The sequence below is a fragment of the Rhizobium sp. NXC14 genome, from assembly GCF_002117485.1.
In the GTDB taxonomy this organism is placed as follows: Bacteria; Pseudomonadota; Alphaproteobacteria; order Rhizobiales; family Rhizobiaceae; genus Rhizobium.
In genome coordinates this window covers 2,672,740-2,687,152 of record NZ_CP021030.1, presented here as the reverse complement: position 1 = coordinate 2,687,152, position 14,413 = coordinate 2,672,740, and the positions used below count along the sequence as shown (strand labels likewise).

At 62.5% G+C, this 14,413-nt stretch carries 15 protein-coding genes and 1 pseudogene; 11 read left to right on the top strand and 5 right to left on the bottom strand.

Features of this window, described 5'->3' with window-relative positions; translation table 11 throughout:
- Window positions 1–62: 62 nt before the first annotated feature.
- A complete protein-coding gene (locus NXC14_RS13300) occupies window positions 63–452 on the top strand; it encodes a hypothetical protein (protein WP_085778537.1) in 390 nt (129 codons plus the stop codon).
- 258 nt (window positions 453–710) lie between these two features.
- On the opposite strand, the gene NXC14_RS13295 is transcribed toward NXC14_RS13300, so the two are convergent.
- Complete coding sequence (locus NXC14_RS13295; protein WP_085778536.1) at window positions 711–1,166, bottom strand: DUF805 domain-containing protein; 456 nt, start codon at window positions 1,164–1,166, stop codon at window positions 711–713.
- A gap of 159 nt (window positions 1,167–1,325) precedes the next feature.
- Complete coding sequence (locus NXC14_RS13290; protein ID WP_085778535.1) at window positions 1,326–2,096, bottom strand: adenylate/guanylate cyclase domain-containing protein; 771 nt, start codon at window positions 2,094–2,096, stop codon at window positions 1,326–1,328.
- Window positions 2,097–2,421: 325 nt separating this feature from the next.
- Between NXC14_RS13290 and NXC14_RS13285 the strand changes: the two genes are divergently transcribed.
- From NXC14_RS13285 to NXC14_RS13265, 5 genes are all read left to right on the top strand, one after another.
- Complete coding sequence (locus NXC14_RS13285) at window positions 2,422–3,207, top strand: DUF899 domain-containing protein (RefSeq protein WP_085780102.1); 786 nt, start codon at window positions 2,422–2,424, stop codon at window positions 3,205–3,207.
- Between the two features lie 126 nt (window positions 3,208–3,333).
- Window positions 3,334–3,699: a DUF4087 domain-containing protein gene (locus NXC14_RS13280; RefSeq protein WP_085778534.1), complete on the top strand. Its 366-nt coding sequence runs from the start codon at window positions 3,334–3,336 to the stop codon at window positions 3,697–3,699.
- A gap of 143 nt (window positions 3,700–3,842) precedes the next feature.
- Window positions 3,843–4,403 carry an NADH-quinone oxidoreductase subunit B gene (locus NXC14_RS13275; RefSeq protein WP_085778533.1) on the top strand — a complete coding sequence of 187 codons (561 nt, stop codon included), beginning with the start codon at window positions 3,843–3,845 and terminating at the stop codon, window positions 4,401–4,403.
- A gap of 138 nt (window positions 4,404–4,541) precedes the next feature.
- Entirely contained in the window at window positions 4,542–4,919 is a 378-nt protein-coding gene (locus NXC14_RS13270; protein ID WP_085778532.1) for a response regulator, read from the top strand.
- Window positions 4,920–4,972: 53 nt separating this feature from the next.
- The gene (locus NXC14_RS13265) at window positions 4,973–5,227 is read left to right on the top strand and encodes a hypothetical protein (protein WP_085778531.1); all 255 of its coding nucleotides are present in this window, start codon (window positions 4,973–4,975) and stop codon (window positions 5,225–5,227) included.
- Window positions 5,228–5,282: 55 nt separating this feature from the next.
- On the opposite strand, the gene NXC14_RS13260 is transcribed toward NXC14_RS13265, so the two are convergent.
- Window positions 5,283–6,206 carry a LysR family transcriptional regulator gene (locus NXC14_RS13260; protein WP_085778530.1) on the bottom strand — a complete coding sequence of 308 codons (924 nt, stop codon included), beginning with the start codon at window positions 6,204–6,206 and terminating at the stop codon, window positions 5,283–5,285.
- Between the two features lie 101 nt (window positions 6,207–6,307).
- Here NXC14_RS13260 and NXC14_RS13255 point away from each other — a divergent pair.
- From NXC14_RS13255 to NXC14_RS13240, 4 genes and pseudogenes are all read left to right on the top strand, one after another.
- Window positions 6,308–7,190 (top strand): annotated as a pseudogene (locus tag NXC14_RS13255) (NmrA/HSCARG family protein).
- Window positions 7,191–7,336: 146 nt separating this feature from the next.
- On the top strand, window positions 7,337–8,137 hold the full coding sequence (locus NXC14_RS13250) for a class I SAM-dependent methyltransferase (RefSeq protein WP_085778529.1): 801 nt from the start codon (window positions 7,337–7,339) through the stop codon (window positions 8,135–8,137).
- A 321-nt stretch (window positions 8,138–8,458) separates the two neighbouring features.
- Window positions 8,459–9,970, top strand: a complete 1,512-nt coding sequence (locus NXC14_RS13245; RefSeq protein WP_085778528.1) for a DUF1800 domain-containing protein — start codon at window positions 8,459–8,461, stop codon at window positions 9,968–9,970.
- Window positions 9,971–9,980: 10 nt separating this feature from the next.
- Entirely contained in the window at window positions 9,981–11,153 is a 1,173-nt protein-coding gene (locus NXC14_RS13240) for a DUF1501 domain-containing protein (RefSeq protein ID WP_085778527.1), read from the top strand.
- 90 nt (window positions 11,154–11,243) lie between these two features.
- On the opposite strand, the gene NXC14_RS13235 is transcribed toward NXC14_RS13240, so the two are convergent.
- A complete protein-coding gene (locus NXC14_RS13235) occupies window positions 11,244–11,831 on the bottom strand; it encodes a hypothetical protein (RefSeq protein ID WP_085778526.1) in 588 nt (195 codons plus the stop codon).
- 26 nt (window positions 11,832–11,857) lie between these two features.
- Window positions 11,858–12,244 carry an acyl-CoA thioesterase gene (locus NXC14_RS13230; RefSeq protein ID WP_085778525.1) on the bottom strand — a complete coding sequence of 129 codons (387 nt, stop codon included), beginning with the start codon at window positions 12,242–12,244 and terminating at the stop codon, window positions 11,858–11,860.
- Between the two features lie 269 nt (window positions 12,245–12,513).
- Between NXC14_RS13230 and NXC14_RS13225 the strand changes: the two genes are divergently transcribed.
- Window positions 12,514–14,334: a methyl-accepting chemotaxis protein gene (locus NXC14_RS13225; RefSeq protein WP_085778524.1), complete on the top strand. Its 1,821-nt coding sequence runs from the start codon at window positions 12,514–12,516 to the stop codon at window positions 14,332–14,334.
- Window positions 14,335–14,413 lie beyond the last annotated feature (79 nt).

Sequence of the window (14,413 nt, the reverse complement as noted above, 5' to 3'; positions counted from 1 at the left end):
GCGCTGTGTTTGTAGAAATGCGCAGCGTTTATCACGCTCCGATTCTTTGGAGAAACAACCGAATGAGAATAAAAATCCTCGCTTGCGCTGCCCTGCTGATGCTGGTCGGCTGCAATGCCCCAGTGTCGCAATCCGTTGCGGATTCCCAACGTGCGCCCTCCAGTGACGTCCGACAGAACTTCATCAACATCGTATTCAAGAGAAGTTACAGACACGAAGCGGGAGAAGTGGTTTGGGCGCGGATTTCCAGCGTGGTGCTGCTTGAGCCTGAGAAAAAGATCTATGCTTACTGTGTGCGTGTGGTGCCCAAGCACAGCTGGGGCGACTGGGCCTATCTCGGCGTCTCCTTCACGGATGGTCAAATCCTCGGCGCGACGGCGAATGACTATCGTTGCAAGGACAAGCGGCTGCACTACTATCCGTTTCCTGAGCTGACCGGCATGAAGACCTGACGCGGCTGCGAGGGCTCCGCCCGCGTCGGGTTTTGCTGGTCGTAGCCATCGACCGCCGGCGCGCCCGCCTCGCCGTTCGAGGCGCCTCGGTGAGGCTCTCGTGGGCCTCGCCGACATAGCCGGCGCGCCGATAGGGGCTGCGGCATCTTCCAACCTCCCGCTGCTGGAAGCGGACTGCGCATCCCGCAGTCCGCGCAGCGGATAGGCCGTGCCAGCGAAGGCAACAGCTAACCCTCGAGGACCATCCTCACACCTTGCTCAAGCAAAGACGGCTTCCCTTGAATCATCCATTGTCGACGCCCTGCAGTACCATACGAGCAGGACGACCGATCCAATGGGAACTAACAGTCCGAGAAGCTGCCACCATCCGCTTCGGTTGATGTCATGAAGGCGTCGGGCGGCCATGGATATCCATGGAAGAAGCGTGGCCAGCGACCAGATCAGTCTCAAGGTTTCGCTCCGATCCACGAAGTACAAAACGATGGAGACAAGAAAGGAGAAGAGAAAAGAATACCAGAATTCCGATCGGCCCGCTCTGCCGCTAAAGTTCACATAGTTCTTGAAAAAGCTTCCGATGGCCTGGCCGAAACCCATGGCCGGCGGCGGGCCGCCGAAGCGGTTCGGCCCGACCAGCGGTTTTCGGAAGACGAAGATCAATGGCACGCCGATCAGGGTCAAGACGATCAACCAATGAAACAGTGAAAAATTGCCCATGAGATACCCCAGCGGTTAGAACAGCTCAGAGATAAGCGATGTTTGTTTCCGGAGGATTAACTTGCTTGTGATCCGATGTGTTCGCAATCACAGCTTGAGAAATTGCAGCTGCCATGTTGACGGCGCGATAATGCTTTGAGAAGGCTGTATCGCCGTCGCTCAGCGTTTGAGCAGCACGCTTGCTCGCACCGGCTGCTCAATGCCCTTCAGCGCCAGCATGCGCGTTTCGGCGTCTGCCGCGAGGTCGGGAGCCTTCGCGGCCGTTTCGGCCGAGATCAGTATCTCGCCGGCGGCGGCCTGGGATTCGAGCCTTGCGGCCTGGTTGACGACGCCGCCGATCGCGGTGAAATCGCTGCGGAAGCTCGAGAATTCGCCGATCTGCACCTCGCCGGAATGGATGCCGACGCCGACGCCCAAGGTGCGACCGGACAGCGCGTCGAGCGCCAGCCCGCTCAGCGCCGCGGCGCAGTTGCGCTGGATCTCCTGGGCGGCCCTGATCGCCGCACCGGCGTGATCCTTGCGGATGATCGGGAAATTGAAGATCGCCATCAGACCGTCGCCCATCTGCTTGTTGACGATGCCGTCATGCGCCCAAATCGCCTGGGCGCAGCGATCCTGGAACAGGCTGACGATTTCACTCAAGTGCACTGCCTCGATACGCTGGGAAAGATCGGTAAAGCCCCTGATGTCGGCGAACAGAATGGTGGCGTCGACAGTGATCTGGCGCTGCTTCTGCACATATTGGAACGAGCGCTCGCAGATCGTGCAGATATCGGGATTCATCTTGCTGCGGGTAATGCCGAGGGCGCGGAAGGGAAGCGCAAGCGGGCCGCCGATCGGGATCGGCATATGCATCTGATCCCAGCAGCCGCGGCAGATCCTGGCGCTGCCGTGCCTTGCCTGCTCCGTGAAGGTGGATTCTGTTGTCATGTCGTACGATCCAATGGCCGTGGTGAAGCTTCCGTCAACATGTGGGTTTTGGCAACTGTTGTGTTGGTTGAGCAGGTTTCGTCAGCCGCGGGCGGAACAGTTGCTTTGGCCAACGGACCAACTGCGTTGGCTTACGGACCAACTGCGTTGGCTTACGGACCAACTGCGTTGGCCTGCGGACCAACTGCGTTGGCCGCGGGATAACAGACACACTTGTTACTCCCACTGTTCGATGCCCGATGCGAAACTATGTCCGACCAACCGCGATGCACCGGCCTTCGGACAAGAAGGCGCGGGAACTCGCCCCATCGAGGAGATTGAAGCGATGACTGCAACAGAGAATGGAAAGGGCGGACAGGCCATGCAGCGGCCGCCTGTCGTGCCGCAGCAGGCCTGGGAGGCGGCTCACAGGCAGCTTCTGGTGAAGGAAAAGGCGCATACGCGTGCTCGTGACGCGCTTGCCGCCGAGCGGCGGCGCATGCCGTGGATGGCCGTCGCAAAGCAATATGCTTTCGGAGCGCCGCAGGGCAGGATCAGCTTGCTCGACCTGTTCGAAGGCCGGCACCAGCTCATCGTCTACCGCGCCTTTTACGAGCCCGGCGTCTTCGGCTGGCCCGAGCATGCCTGCCGCGGCTGCTCGATGGTTGCCGATCAGGTCGCACATGTCGCCCATCTCAACGCCCGCGACACGACGCTGGTCTTCGCCTCGCGCGCGCCGCAGGCCGACATAGCGCGGCTGAAGGAACGGATGGGATGGACGATGCCCTGGGTGACGATCACCGACGACTTCGACAAGGATTTCGGCGTCGACGAGTGGCACGGCACCAATGTCTTCTACCGCGACGGCGAGCGCATCTTCCGCACCTATTTCGTCAACAACCGCGGCGACGAGCAGATGGGCGGCACCTGGAATTATCTCGACATCACGCCGCTCGGGCGCCAGGAAGTCTGGGAGGACTCCCCTGCTGGCTATCCGCAGACCCCGACCTATAAATGGTGGAACTGGCACGACAGTTACGTTGCCGAGGCCGAGCCAGACAAAAAATGGGTCGAAGTCTCCGATGCCGGCGAGGCGGCGTTCCGGGAGGAAGCAGCAAAGGCGAAATCGTAGGCCGGAGCCTCGAAGGGCGAGGGCGGATGGATGACACCTGTGGACATCGTCCCAGGCCAATCGGAAAACCGCTGTTGCCTTGCCGGGCACCGACCATGCATAGTGGGAGGTGACTTGGAGGGGTCGATGGCCAGATTGCCTGCGCTTGTTCTGATGATGCTTCTCCTGCCCGCCGCGGCGCATGCCGAACGCCGCTGCGGCTGGCTGGACAATCCCTCGATGGCCAAATGGTTGCTCATGGATGCCGGCGGCGGCTGGACCATCATGGACAATGGCAGCGGCTACAAGGCGGCCGAGGGAATGGACAAGATCCCGGACCTGACGACCGGCGAATTTGTCTACACCTATGCCGCGCATGGTTATGCCTGCGCCTGCATGGACGTCGACACGGACGGTGAGGAGGGAATCACCCGTATTTACTCCGTGCGGCAATTGCCGCTCTCGCGGTGTCGGAACGACGCCGCCATCCGCTGGTTCCTCGATAAGGACTAGCGATCGGGCCGGGCAATCCTTCGGCATTGAGCGCCGCATCTCAGAACAGAAATCAGGAAGCGTGTCCGTTATCGCACAGGGACCGGCGCGGCCGGAACTTTGTCGTGTGCGCTGGGTTTGAGGTCGGCTCACAGGAGAAGACGATGCCGTCCTTCACGCAGCCGCGCCCGGCGCCCGGCAATTTCCAATTCCCCGGCGAACAGCGGCAGGGCGACCCGATGATGGGCACAATCAATGCCGAGCTTGCCGACAAGGGTTTTCTCGTCACCAGCACCGACGAACTCATCACCTGGGCGCGCACGGGCTCGCTGATGTGGATGACCTTCGGTCTGGCCTGCTGCGCCATCGAAATGATGCAGATGTCCATGCCGCGCTACGATGTCGAGCGCTTCGGCGTCGCCCCGCGCGGAAGCCCAAGGCAGTCGGACCTGATGATCGTCGCGGGCACACTGTGCAACAAGATGGCGCCTGCGCTGCGCAAGGTTTATGACCAGATGCCGGAACCGCGCTACGTAATCTCCATGGGCTCCTGCGCCAATGGTGGTGGCTACTACCATTATTCCTATTCCGTCGTGCGCGGCTGCGACCGCGTGGTGCCGGTCGACATCTATGTTCCCGGCTGTCCGCCGACGGCCGAAGCGCTGCTCTATGGCATCCTGCTCCTGCAAAGGAAGATCCGGCGCAATGGCAGCATCGAACGGTAGCGCCGATGACACGAGGAAATCAGTTACCATTTCGACACGCATGCCTTCTACCTCGGAAACTTTCGAGGGAAAGTCGCGTTGTAGCGGTTGCCGTCGGTGTGCCCGGCGGCCCGCTTGCCCATGGGAGGAGCAAGATCCATGAAAGTCCTGATCGTTGAAGACGAGAACATCATTGCCATGGAACTCGAGCGTATCGCGCAGGATGCTGGCCACCAGACTCTCGGGCCGGTTTCGACAATCGAGCAGGCGCTCGCCTATGCTCAGAGAAGCGATGTCGCACTGGTCGATCTCAGCCTTGCCGACGGCTTGAGCGGCGCGCAGCTCGCGCGCCGGCTGATCGATCGCCACGGCGTCGACGTGATCTTCGTCACCGGCAGTCCGGAAAGCGTCGGAAACGGCATCGAGGGCGCTCTCGATGTGATCGCCAAGCCCTTCACCGACGAGAGGATCGCCAGCGCGCTTTCGCGCGCGCAGTCCCTGCGCAGAGATTACGAAGGCAAGAACGCTGTCTTCTGACTGCGTAAAGTCGTATTCTTCCGCTGCCATTGTCATCGGGAGGAGATGCCAGGATGAAGCACGCGCTCATTGCCGTTTTCTTCGCCCTCACGGCCTGCGCCAGTACTTCAGGCGAACCGCAGCCGCTACAGGGCAGTCTCACCTATGGCGGTAAGGTCATTCATTCGCCCTATCGCCCGGGAACAGTGGTCAACCACACCTTTCTCGGTGCGTTCGGCTACCGTGTCTTCGAGACCTATGTTGTTCAACCGGACGGGACGCTCAAATTGACGTCGCAAAGCACGGGGCCAGATTTCCTTTGGCGGTGAAAGGGGCGCCTAGCGACGGCTGGGCCTTCCTCTTTATCCCGCTAGTCCCGCGGGCTCATCGAGGTGTGATCGCCGGTGCCTCGATTGCGTCTTTTCCGACGTTCAGGTGATCGATCGCCAGTTGGATGAATGCCTTGACCAGCGGCGACAGGTGCTGGTTGCTGGGATAGACGACATGCAGACCGCCGGGCGGGGTCGTGTAGCCGTCGAGGACGCGCCGCAGCCGGCCGTCCGCGATGCAAGCCGCAGCCATTCTTTGCGGCAACTGTGCGATGCCGAAGCCGGCGATCGCGGCAGTCATGACCGCCTGAATTTCGTTGGCGGCGAAACGTCCGGACACCGTGACCGTTTCCTTGATGCCGGCGCTCTCCAGCACCCAGTGCGCACCAGCCGCCGACGGACCCGCGATGACGCAGGCGTGATGGGCGAGGTCCGCCGGACGATCCGGCGCGCCGCAGCGGGCGAGATAGTCGGGGCTGGCGCAGAAAATCCTGTAGGTCGAGCCGAGCTTGCGGGCGATCAGCGTCGAATCCTCCAGAATGCCGGTGCGGAAGGCGAGGTCTATGCCGTTCTCGATGAGATTGAGCCTGTCGTCGGTCAGGCGCAATTCCACCTTCGTCTTGGGGTAGATTGCCAGGAAATCGGAGATGGCGGCGGAAAGGAAATGACCGCCGAAGCCGACCGGTGCGGAGATGCGGATCGTGCCGGCGGGCTCCGCCCGCGCCTCGGCCAGGCGCAGATTTGCCTGCTCGAAGGCGCCGAGCGCCGCGCTGCACTCCTCGTAATAAAGGCGCCCCGCATCCGTCAGCCTGAGGCTGCGAGTGGTGCGCTGCAGCAGCCACACTCCCACCTCGCGCTCAAGCGCGGCGATACGGCGGCTGACCGTCGTCTTCGGCATGGCAAGCAGGCGGGCGGCGGCGGTGAAGCTGCCGGCCTCGACGACGCGGGCGAAGATAAGGATGTCGTTGAGATCCAGCATTGTATTCACCAGTGGCACGATGTTTCCCTGATGTAGCCTATTATGGTTCAATTCGACAGGTCTTATCTTCTGGCTGATCGCCAACCACAAGGAGCAGAGAGATGAGCAATGGAAGAAGCGTTCTGGTAGCCGGCGCCACCGGCCAGCAGGGCGGCGCGGTCGCGCGCGCACTGATGGCGCGGGGGGCATCGCGTCAAGGCGATCAGCCGCAGGCCGGACAGCGACGCCGCAAATCGGCTGGCCGCCGCCGGAGTGGAGATCGTCGGGGGTGATCTCGATGATGCGGCGTCGGTGACGAAGGCCGCAAGCGGCGTCGACACGATGTTCCTGATGGGCAACAGCTATGAGGCCGGAACGGAAGCGGAAACCCGCCAGGGCATAACCGCCGCCAATGGAGCGAAGGCCGCCGGCATCGGCCACCTGATCTATTCCTCCGTCGGCGATGCCGACAAGAAGACCGGCATTCCGCATTTCGACAGCAAATATCTGGTCGAGCAACATATTGCCGGTCTAGGCATTCCCTACACGGTCAGTGCACCCGTCGCCTTCATGGAAAACACCGCGGCGCCGTGGGCTATCGACGGGCTGCGCCAGGGTGTCTATGCCGCGGCGCTGCCGCCCGCGCGCGTGCTGCAGCAAATCTGCCTCGCCGATATCGGCGCCTTCGTCGCGGCCTTGGCCGAACGGCGCGAAAAGGTGTTCGGCCAGCGTTTCGACATTGCGGGTGACGAATTGTCGGGCGAGGAGCAGGTGAGGATCCTCTCCGAAACGCTAGGGCGCCCGATCGCCTACCAGGAGTTACCGATTGCCGCAATGCGGCAGCAGAGCGAGGATGCGGCGCTGATGTTCGAATGGTTCGACCGCACCGGCTACGACGCCGACATCGCCGCCCTGCGCCGGGATTTCCCTGAGGTCGGCTGGCACCGCTACCGCGGTTGGGCGCGCGCGTTTGACTGGAGCGTTCTCGAGAGGGCGACCGGGTGAGGCGATCTCGCGGCCATCAAGAATGGCAGATCCTCGGCGCGGGCCGAGGACCACGGAGAAATCCCTCCAGTTTCAGAACCACTATCCCCTTGCGGCGGGCGTCGGCCAGTTCATAATGAGCCGTCGTCCTTGGAGGGGAGGCTTCCATGCCGTCGAGTTTCCATGTCGAAAGTGCAGATGGCTATGAGCGGCTTATGGGCCGGTGGAGCCGGACGTTGGCGCCGATGCTGATCGACTTCGCGGGGCTGGCGGATGGGGATCGCGTGCTCGATGTCGGCTGCGGCACCGGCAGCCTGACGTTCACGCTTGCGCAGAGGCCGGGGCTGCGGGAAATCGCCGCTATCGACTATTCGCCTGTGTTTGTCGAGGCGGCGAAGCGGGCCAATAGCGATCCGCGGGTCACCATCCAGCAGGCGGATGCCTGCGCGCTGCCCTTCGAGAATGACCGTTTCGACAGAGCGATGTCGTTGCTCGTCCTGCATTTCGTGCCGGAGGCGGGCAAGGCGGTGGCCGAGATGGCCCGCGTCGTGCGGCCCGGCGGCACGGTCGCCGCCGCGGTCTGGGACCATTACGGCGGCATGTCGGGCATGCGGATGATGTGGGATACGGTCGTCATGCTTGACGAGAACGCGCTGCCGCTACGCCGCAAATATTGCTTCCAGCCAATGATGCGGCCAGGGGAGATGAAGCAGAGCTTCATGGCAGAGGGCCTCGCTGATGTCGAGGAGACGTCGCTTCTGATCCGGATGAATTACCGTTCCTTCGACGATTACTGGCAGCCGATCGCTGCCGGCGAGGGACCGCTTGGGAGATATGTCTCCGGGCTCGAGCCGGAGAAGCGCAAAGCGGTGGATGCCGCCCTCAGGGCAGCCTACGAAGCGGGCGAGCCGGACGGGCCGCGGTCGTTCGCGTCTGTAGCTTGGGCGTGCCGGGGCAAGGTGGTTTAAGCAGGTGCGCCACGGCTCTAAAATCTCATCCTGATGTGCCCCGCAGGGGCCTCGAAGAGCGAGGGCCGCAGCAGCACAGTAGCGGATTGCCAGCTATCTCGGCTGGACGATGTGTTTCATTTTTCATCATCGTCTTCGTGCTCAAAAATATCGGCGAGGAATTCCATGCAGACGTTCCCGCCTTCTCTGTGCTGCATGAAACCTGAGCCTTTTCAGCAGATTACAAATCGTCCATGTCGTGATATCGCCGCATTTCCTACAGATTGCCGTCGCAATCGGCTGTCAGCCTGTCACCATCAAGTGATCAGGAGGTGATCGGGCATGAGCCTCTCTTTCCCGACGATGGCGGCGATCCGGTTCGGTTATGGTTTCCGGCCGGGCGAGGTGGCGCCGCAAAGCAATGATGAGCTGATCGGGCAGTTGTTCAAAGGCGCGGCGGCAACGCCGGACTTTCCGCTCGGCGGCCCCGACATGCGTCATCGGGCGATCCTCAGCCTGCAGGACCAGCTGAAGCAGATCAGGGAAGATGCGAAGACGGTCACCGACGATCCCACGCGGCGCGAGATGCGCAAGGCTGTGCAGCGCCAGGCGCAGCAGCAGTTCCAGCACGATGCGAACCTGCGGCTGATGCAGGCGGTGCTGTCGCCCTACGGCTTTTACGAGCGGCTTTCGACCTTCTGGACCGATCATTTCTCCACCAGCGCCAACAAGAGCCTGCCGATGCGCCTTATCGTGCCGCTCTACGAGGCCGAGGCAATCCGGCCGTTCATTTCGGGCAGGTTCGGCGATCTTCTGCGTAGCGCCACCGCTCATCCCGCCATGCTGATCTACCTCGATCAGGCGGATTCGCTCGGGCCGGATTCGGCCGGCGGCGTCAAGCGCAACAAGGGGCTGAACGAAAATCTCGGACGCGAGCTCCTGGAACTCCACACGCTCGGCGCCGGCAGCGGCTATACCCAGGCGGATGTTACTGCCGCGGCCATGGTGCTGACGGGGCTCACTATCGACCGCAAGGAGATGGATATTGCCTTTCGGCCGAACATTTCGGAGCCCGGCACGCATGAGGTGCTCGGCGTCAGTTATGGCGGGCGGCGGCGCTCGCGCGAGGATTATCTCGACATGCTCGATGACCTCTCGGTCCATCCGAAGACGGCGGCCCATATCAGCCGTAAGCTCGCGGTGCATTTCGTCTCCGACCAACCAGACGAGGGGATGGTCTCCGATATGGCGGCCGCGTGGAAGAAGACGGATGGCGACCTCATCGCCGTCTATACCGCCATGCTCGATCATCCCGCCGCCTGGCAAAACGAGGGCGCCAAAGCACGTCAGCCGTTCGATTTTGTTGTTGCTGGTCTGAGGGCGCTGAATGCAGGGCCGGTCAACGGCGTCGTCGGCAGCTTCCTGGCGGCCAATCAGCAAGGAACGGATGAGGGCGATATGGCGGCAAATACGCCTGGCATGGCGGGAGCGCCAGTGACGACGGATCCCGCCGGAGAGGCGCGGGACAAACGGCTCAAGGCCTTTCGGGCGGCGCGCGCACTGGGGCAGGGGGCGCTGAAGCGCATGGGGCAGCCGACCTGGCAGCCGCCGAGCCCGGCCGGTTTCGAGGAAGGCTTTTCCGCCTGGATCACCGGCAGCCAGCTTGCCGAGCGCCTGGCCTGGGCAAGGCGGGCTGCGGCGCAGTTCGGCCGCGACGAGGATCCGCGCGAGTTCCTGAGATCGACGCTTGCCGATGCCGCGCGCGATGAAACGATCCGCGTGGTGTCGCAGGCGCCGAACAAGATCAGCGGTTTGACGCTGGTGCTGGCATCGCCGGAATTCAACCGCCGATAGGAGGCTCCCAATGAACCGGATTTTGCTTTCCCGCCGCGGCTTTCTGACCTCTGCCTGCTGTCTTGCCGCCGCCCCCGTCTTCACGCCGGTCACCTTTGCGGCGATGCCGGGCGATAATCGTTTTGTCACTATCGTCCTGCGCGGCGCGATGGACGGGCTCGACCTGGTGCAGCCTTACGGCGACGCCGGTTTTGCCGCGCTCAGGCCAACCTTGGCGCTGACGCCGGACAGCGGACTTCTCGATCTCGATGGGCATTTCGGCCTCAATCCCGCCGCCGCCGACCTGATGCCGCTCTGGAAGAGCCGAGAACTCGCCTTCATCCATGCGGTGTCGACGCCCTATCGCGACCAGCGCAGCCATTTCGACGGGCAGGACATGCTTGAGTCCGGCGGCGAACATGTCGCCGAAGAAAAGACCGGCTGGCTGAACCGGGTGCTCGCGGTCATTCCCCGCTCGGATGCGCGTAAGGCGATCGACGTCAATACGTCGACGGAGCTGATCCTCTCCGGGCCGAACAATGTCGACGTCTGGGCATCGGATTCCAATCTGGCGCCGGCGCGTGACGAGATGCAGTTCCTTGCGCGGCTCTATGCCGGCGATCCGCCCTTCGCGGCTGCACTTGCCGAGGCGACGCGGGCCGACAGCGCCGCGATGATGGTCGAGCCGGACGGTGAGCGCGGCGAGAAGATCGGCGACGTCGCGGCGCTCGCGGCCAACATGCTGAAGGGCGATTACCGCATCGCCAGCTTCTCAATCACCGGATGGGACACCCATATCGGCCAGGCCGGCCAGTTCAAGCGGCCGGCAGGGGATCTCGCCCAGGCGATCAACACGCTGAAGGCGGCGCTGGGCTCGGAGATCTGGGCAAAGACGGTGGTGCTCGCCATGACGGAATTCGGCCGCACCGTCCGCCAGAACGGCTCCGCCGGCACCGACCACGGCACCGGCGGCTGCGCTGTCCTTGCCGGCGGCGCGATCAACGGCGGGCGCATCCTCGGCCGCTGGCCGGGGATCGGCGATGGTCAGCTGCTCGACAACCGCGACCTGATGCCGACGGCTGACGTGCGCGAGGTGGCGGCGGCGATGCTCTACCGGCAGTTCGATGTCGGCGTGGATGATCTGACAGGGAAGATATTTTCCGGGCTGGCGTTTGATAAGGGGTCGCAGTTTTTGAAGGTGTGAGGCGCTGCCGGGCCCTTCGCTTGGGCTCAGGGCGTTCGTCGCTGCAATCGATTCACTGGATCGATTGCTCGGGCTTCGCCCGACCGCTCCTCACCCCAACACGTCGTAAAGCCGGAAGATGAAACTGACCTGATAGACCAGGTTGACGATGACGAAGGTCGTGTGGAAGCGGCGGTTCGCGGTCCAGGCGGCGAGGGCGCAGAGGAGGATGTAGACGAGATTGCGGACGGGATATTCCCAGCCGAGTGATAGGATGCGCTCCGGACCTTTGATCGCCGTATCGAGGATATCGACGGCATAGATCAGGCCGAGGACGCCGAAGAACCATTTGCGCCGCGAAATGAAATATTCCTCGTAGCCGCCATATTCGTCGAGGCTTGCCGGAAAGAGCAGGGCACAGAGCAGGAAGAACAGGCTGCAGAAGCAGACGAGGAAGAGATAGATGCCGAAGCCGATGGCGGGCACGGCCTGCAGCCGGTATTCCCACCACCAGATATGGATGATGAAGAGGAACAGGGACAGGGCCCAGCCAAGGTGAACGGGATAAACCTCCGCCTTGGCCGGATGCTGGACGATGCCGGCGATGCCAGTGAGCAGCCTCGCGAGTGAAAGGCTGATGACCATGCCCATCACCACCTTGATGTGAAGGAAGACCTCCGGCGAGCTGACCGTTTCCATGCCTTATCCCCTCGGGTTCAAGCTTGTCACTCCGCGGGGACGGCCTTGGGTTTGCCCTCCTCGTCGAGCGCCACCATGATGAAGGTGCCGGCGGTTACCTTTTCCATCTTGGCGTAGCGCGAGCGATGCGCCCAGGCTTCGACGATCAGCGTGATCGAGGTACGCCCGACACGCTCGACATCGGTATAAACCGACAGCGTATCGCCGATCTTGACCGGCAGCTCAAAGGCCATTTCCTTAACCGCTGCGGTGACGACGCGGCCCTTGGCGCGCTCGGCGGCGCGGATGCCGGATGCAAGGTCCATCTGCGCCATGACCCAGCCGCCGAAGATATCGCCGGCCGGATTGGCATCGCCCGGCATGGCGAGCGTGCGCAGCGTCAGTTCGCCTCTGGGCTTGGCGGTGTCGGTCATGGAAAATCCCTCACTGTCTGGATCGATTCTGTCGTGACGTTAGGCGAACTCCGTGTCCTTACCAATGCCTTTCAGTGGGACGGCCGCTGCGGAACTAATATTCGCAGCTCGCAGCGATTTAATTCCCTTCAAATTCAGGTGGTTGAATTTTGCAACCCGTCGCCTCACCTTACGTTATGTGAGAATCCACTAATCCAACTTTACCGTCCGGTAATTCAGCTGTTCCAGTATGTGACGAACTACAAATGTAAGAATCGCCGGGAACACTCATGCGCAACGTCAAGATCTCCACCCGTCTTTACTGCCTCGTCGGCTTCACGCTTGCCGTGCTGGCGGCGACGATGGTCTTCTTTCTGAACTATTCCTATTCCGAGTTGCAAGCGGAGCGGAAGGCGGGGCTGGAGAAGATGGAGGCGACGGCGCTCGGCATTTTCGACAAATATTACAAGATGGAACAGGCGGGCACCATGACCCGCGAGCAGGCGCAGGCGGCGGCCAAGGACGTGATCGGCGCGATGCGCTACGGCGCCGACGGCTATTTCTGGATCAACGACATGCGCCCCGCCATGGTGATGCACCCGATCAAGCCGCAACTGAACGGCACCGATATCTCCCAGATGAAGGACCCGACCGGCAAGTTCCTGTTCGTCGAGTTCGTCAACAAGGTGAAGAAGGACGGCAAGGGCTTCGTCGATTATTACTGGCCGAAGCCCGGCGCCGATGAGCCGGTGCTGAAATATTCCTATGTCGCCGGCTTCGAGCCCTGGGGCTGGATCGTCGGAACTGGCGTCTACGCCGATGACCTGGCGGCGCTCTATCGCCAGAATGCGTTCTGGGCGGCAGCGCTCTGCCTGCTCGGCGCAGCACTTACGATCGCGATCGCCTACGCCATCGTGCGCAGTGTTACGGCGCCGATCGCCCGGCTGAAGACGGCGATGAATGCGATCGCCGCCGAGGAAGCATCGGTGGAGATTGCCGGCAGTGCGTGCCGCGACGAAGTCGGCCAGATGGCCAAGGCGCTGCTGGTGCTGCGCGACTCCGTCGACGAACGCAGCGCGCTGCGCGGCCGTGAAGACGAAAGGCAGCGGCAGATCGAGGACGAACGCCGCGGCAATGAAGCGAGCCTGCGCTCGGCTTCCGAGCGGCAAAACCGCGCCATGCAGGCGCTCGGCGTCGGCCTGGAGAGGCTTGCAAGCGGCGACCTCACCGTTGCAATCGGCGATATCGGTGAGGACTACGCCAAGCTCAGGAATGATTTCAACGCCGCCGTCGATGCGCTGAACGGCGTCATCCACGCGATTGCTGAATCGAGCCGGGTGGTCAACGACAGCGCATCCGACATCAGCGAGGCGACCGGCAACCTGTCGAAGCGTACGGAACAGCAGGCAGCGGCACTCGAAGAGACGGCGGCGGCACTCGATGAGATCACAGCCACGGTCAAGACCGCATCCGAGCGGGCGAACGAGGCGCGCGAGATGGTGGCCGAAACCAAAGCGAGCGCCGGCCGCTCCGGCGACATCGTCCGCAACGCCGTGACGGCGATGGGCCGGATCGAGGAATCGTCGAGCCGCATCAACCAGATTATCTCTGTTATCGACGAGATTGCCTTCCAGACGAATCTGCTGGCGCTGAACGCCGGCGTCGAGGCTGCGCGGGCCGGCGAGGCTGGCCGCGGCTTTGCCGTCGTTGCCCAGGAAGTGCGCGAACTCGCGCAACGCTCGGCCAACGCCGCCAAGGAGATCAAGGAGTTGATCAGCCGGTCGGCTGCGGAAGTCGAGGGCGGGGTTGCGCTGGTGCGCTCGACGGGTGAGGCTCTGCTGGAGATCGAGGCGCTGGTAAACCAGGTGAACGACCATGTCGCTTCGATCGCGACGGCGGCGCGCGAGCAGTCGACCGGACTGAACGAGATCAACAGCTCCGTCAACCACATGGACCAGATGACGCAGCAGAATGCGGCGATGGTCGAGGAGACGACGGCGGCAAGCCGCACGCTCGCTGACGAGAGTACCCAGCTGAAGACCCTGCTTTCGAACTTCCGCCTGCGCGAGGCGGGGCGGCCGGCCGAGAGCCGGTACACACGGGCAGCGTGAAAAACAGCAAAGATAAAAGGCCGGGCGACTGGCCTTTTTCATTTCCACCGCCTTCAGATTGTGCCGGTAAGTTTTCATT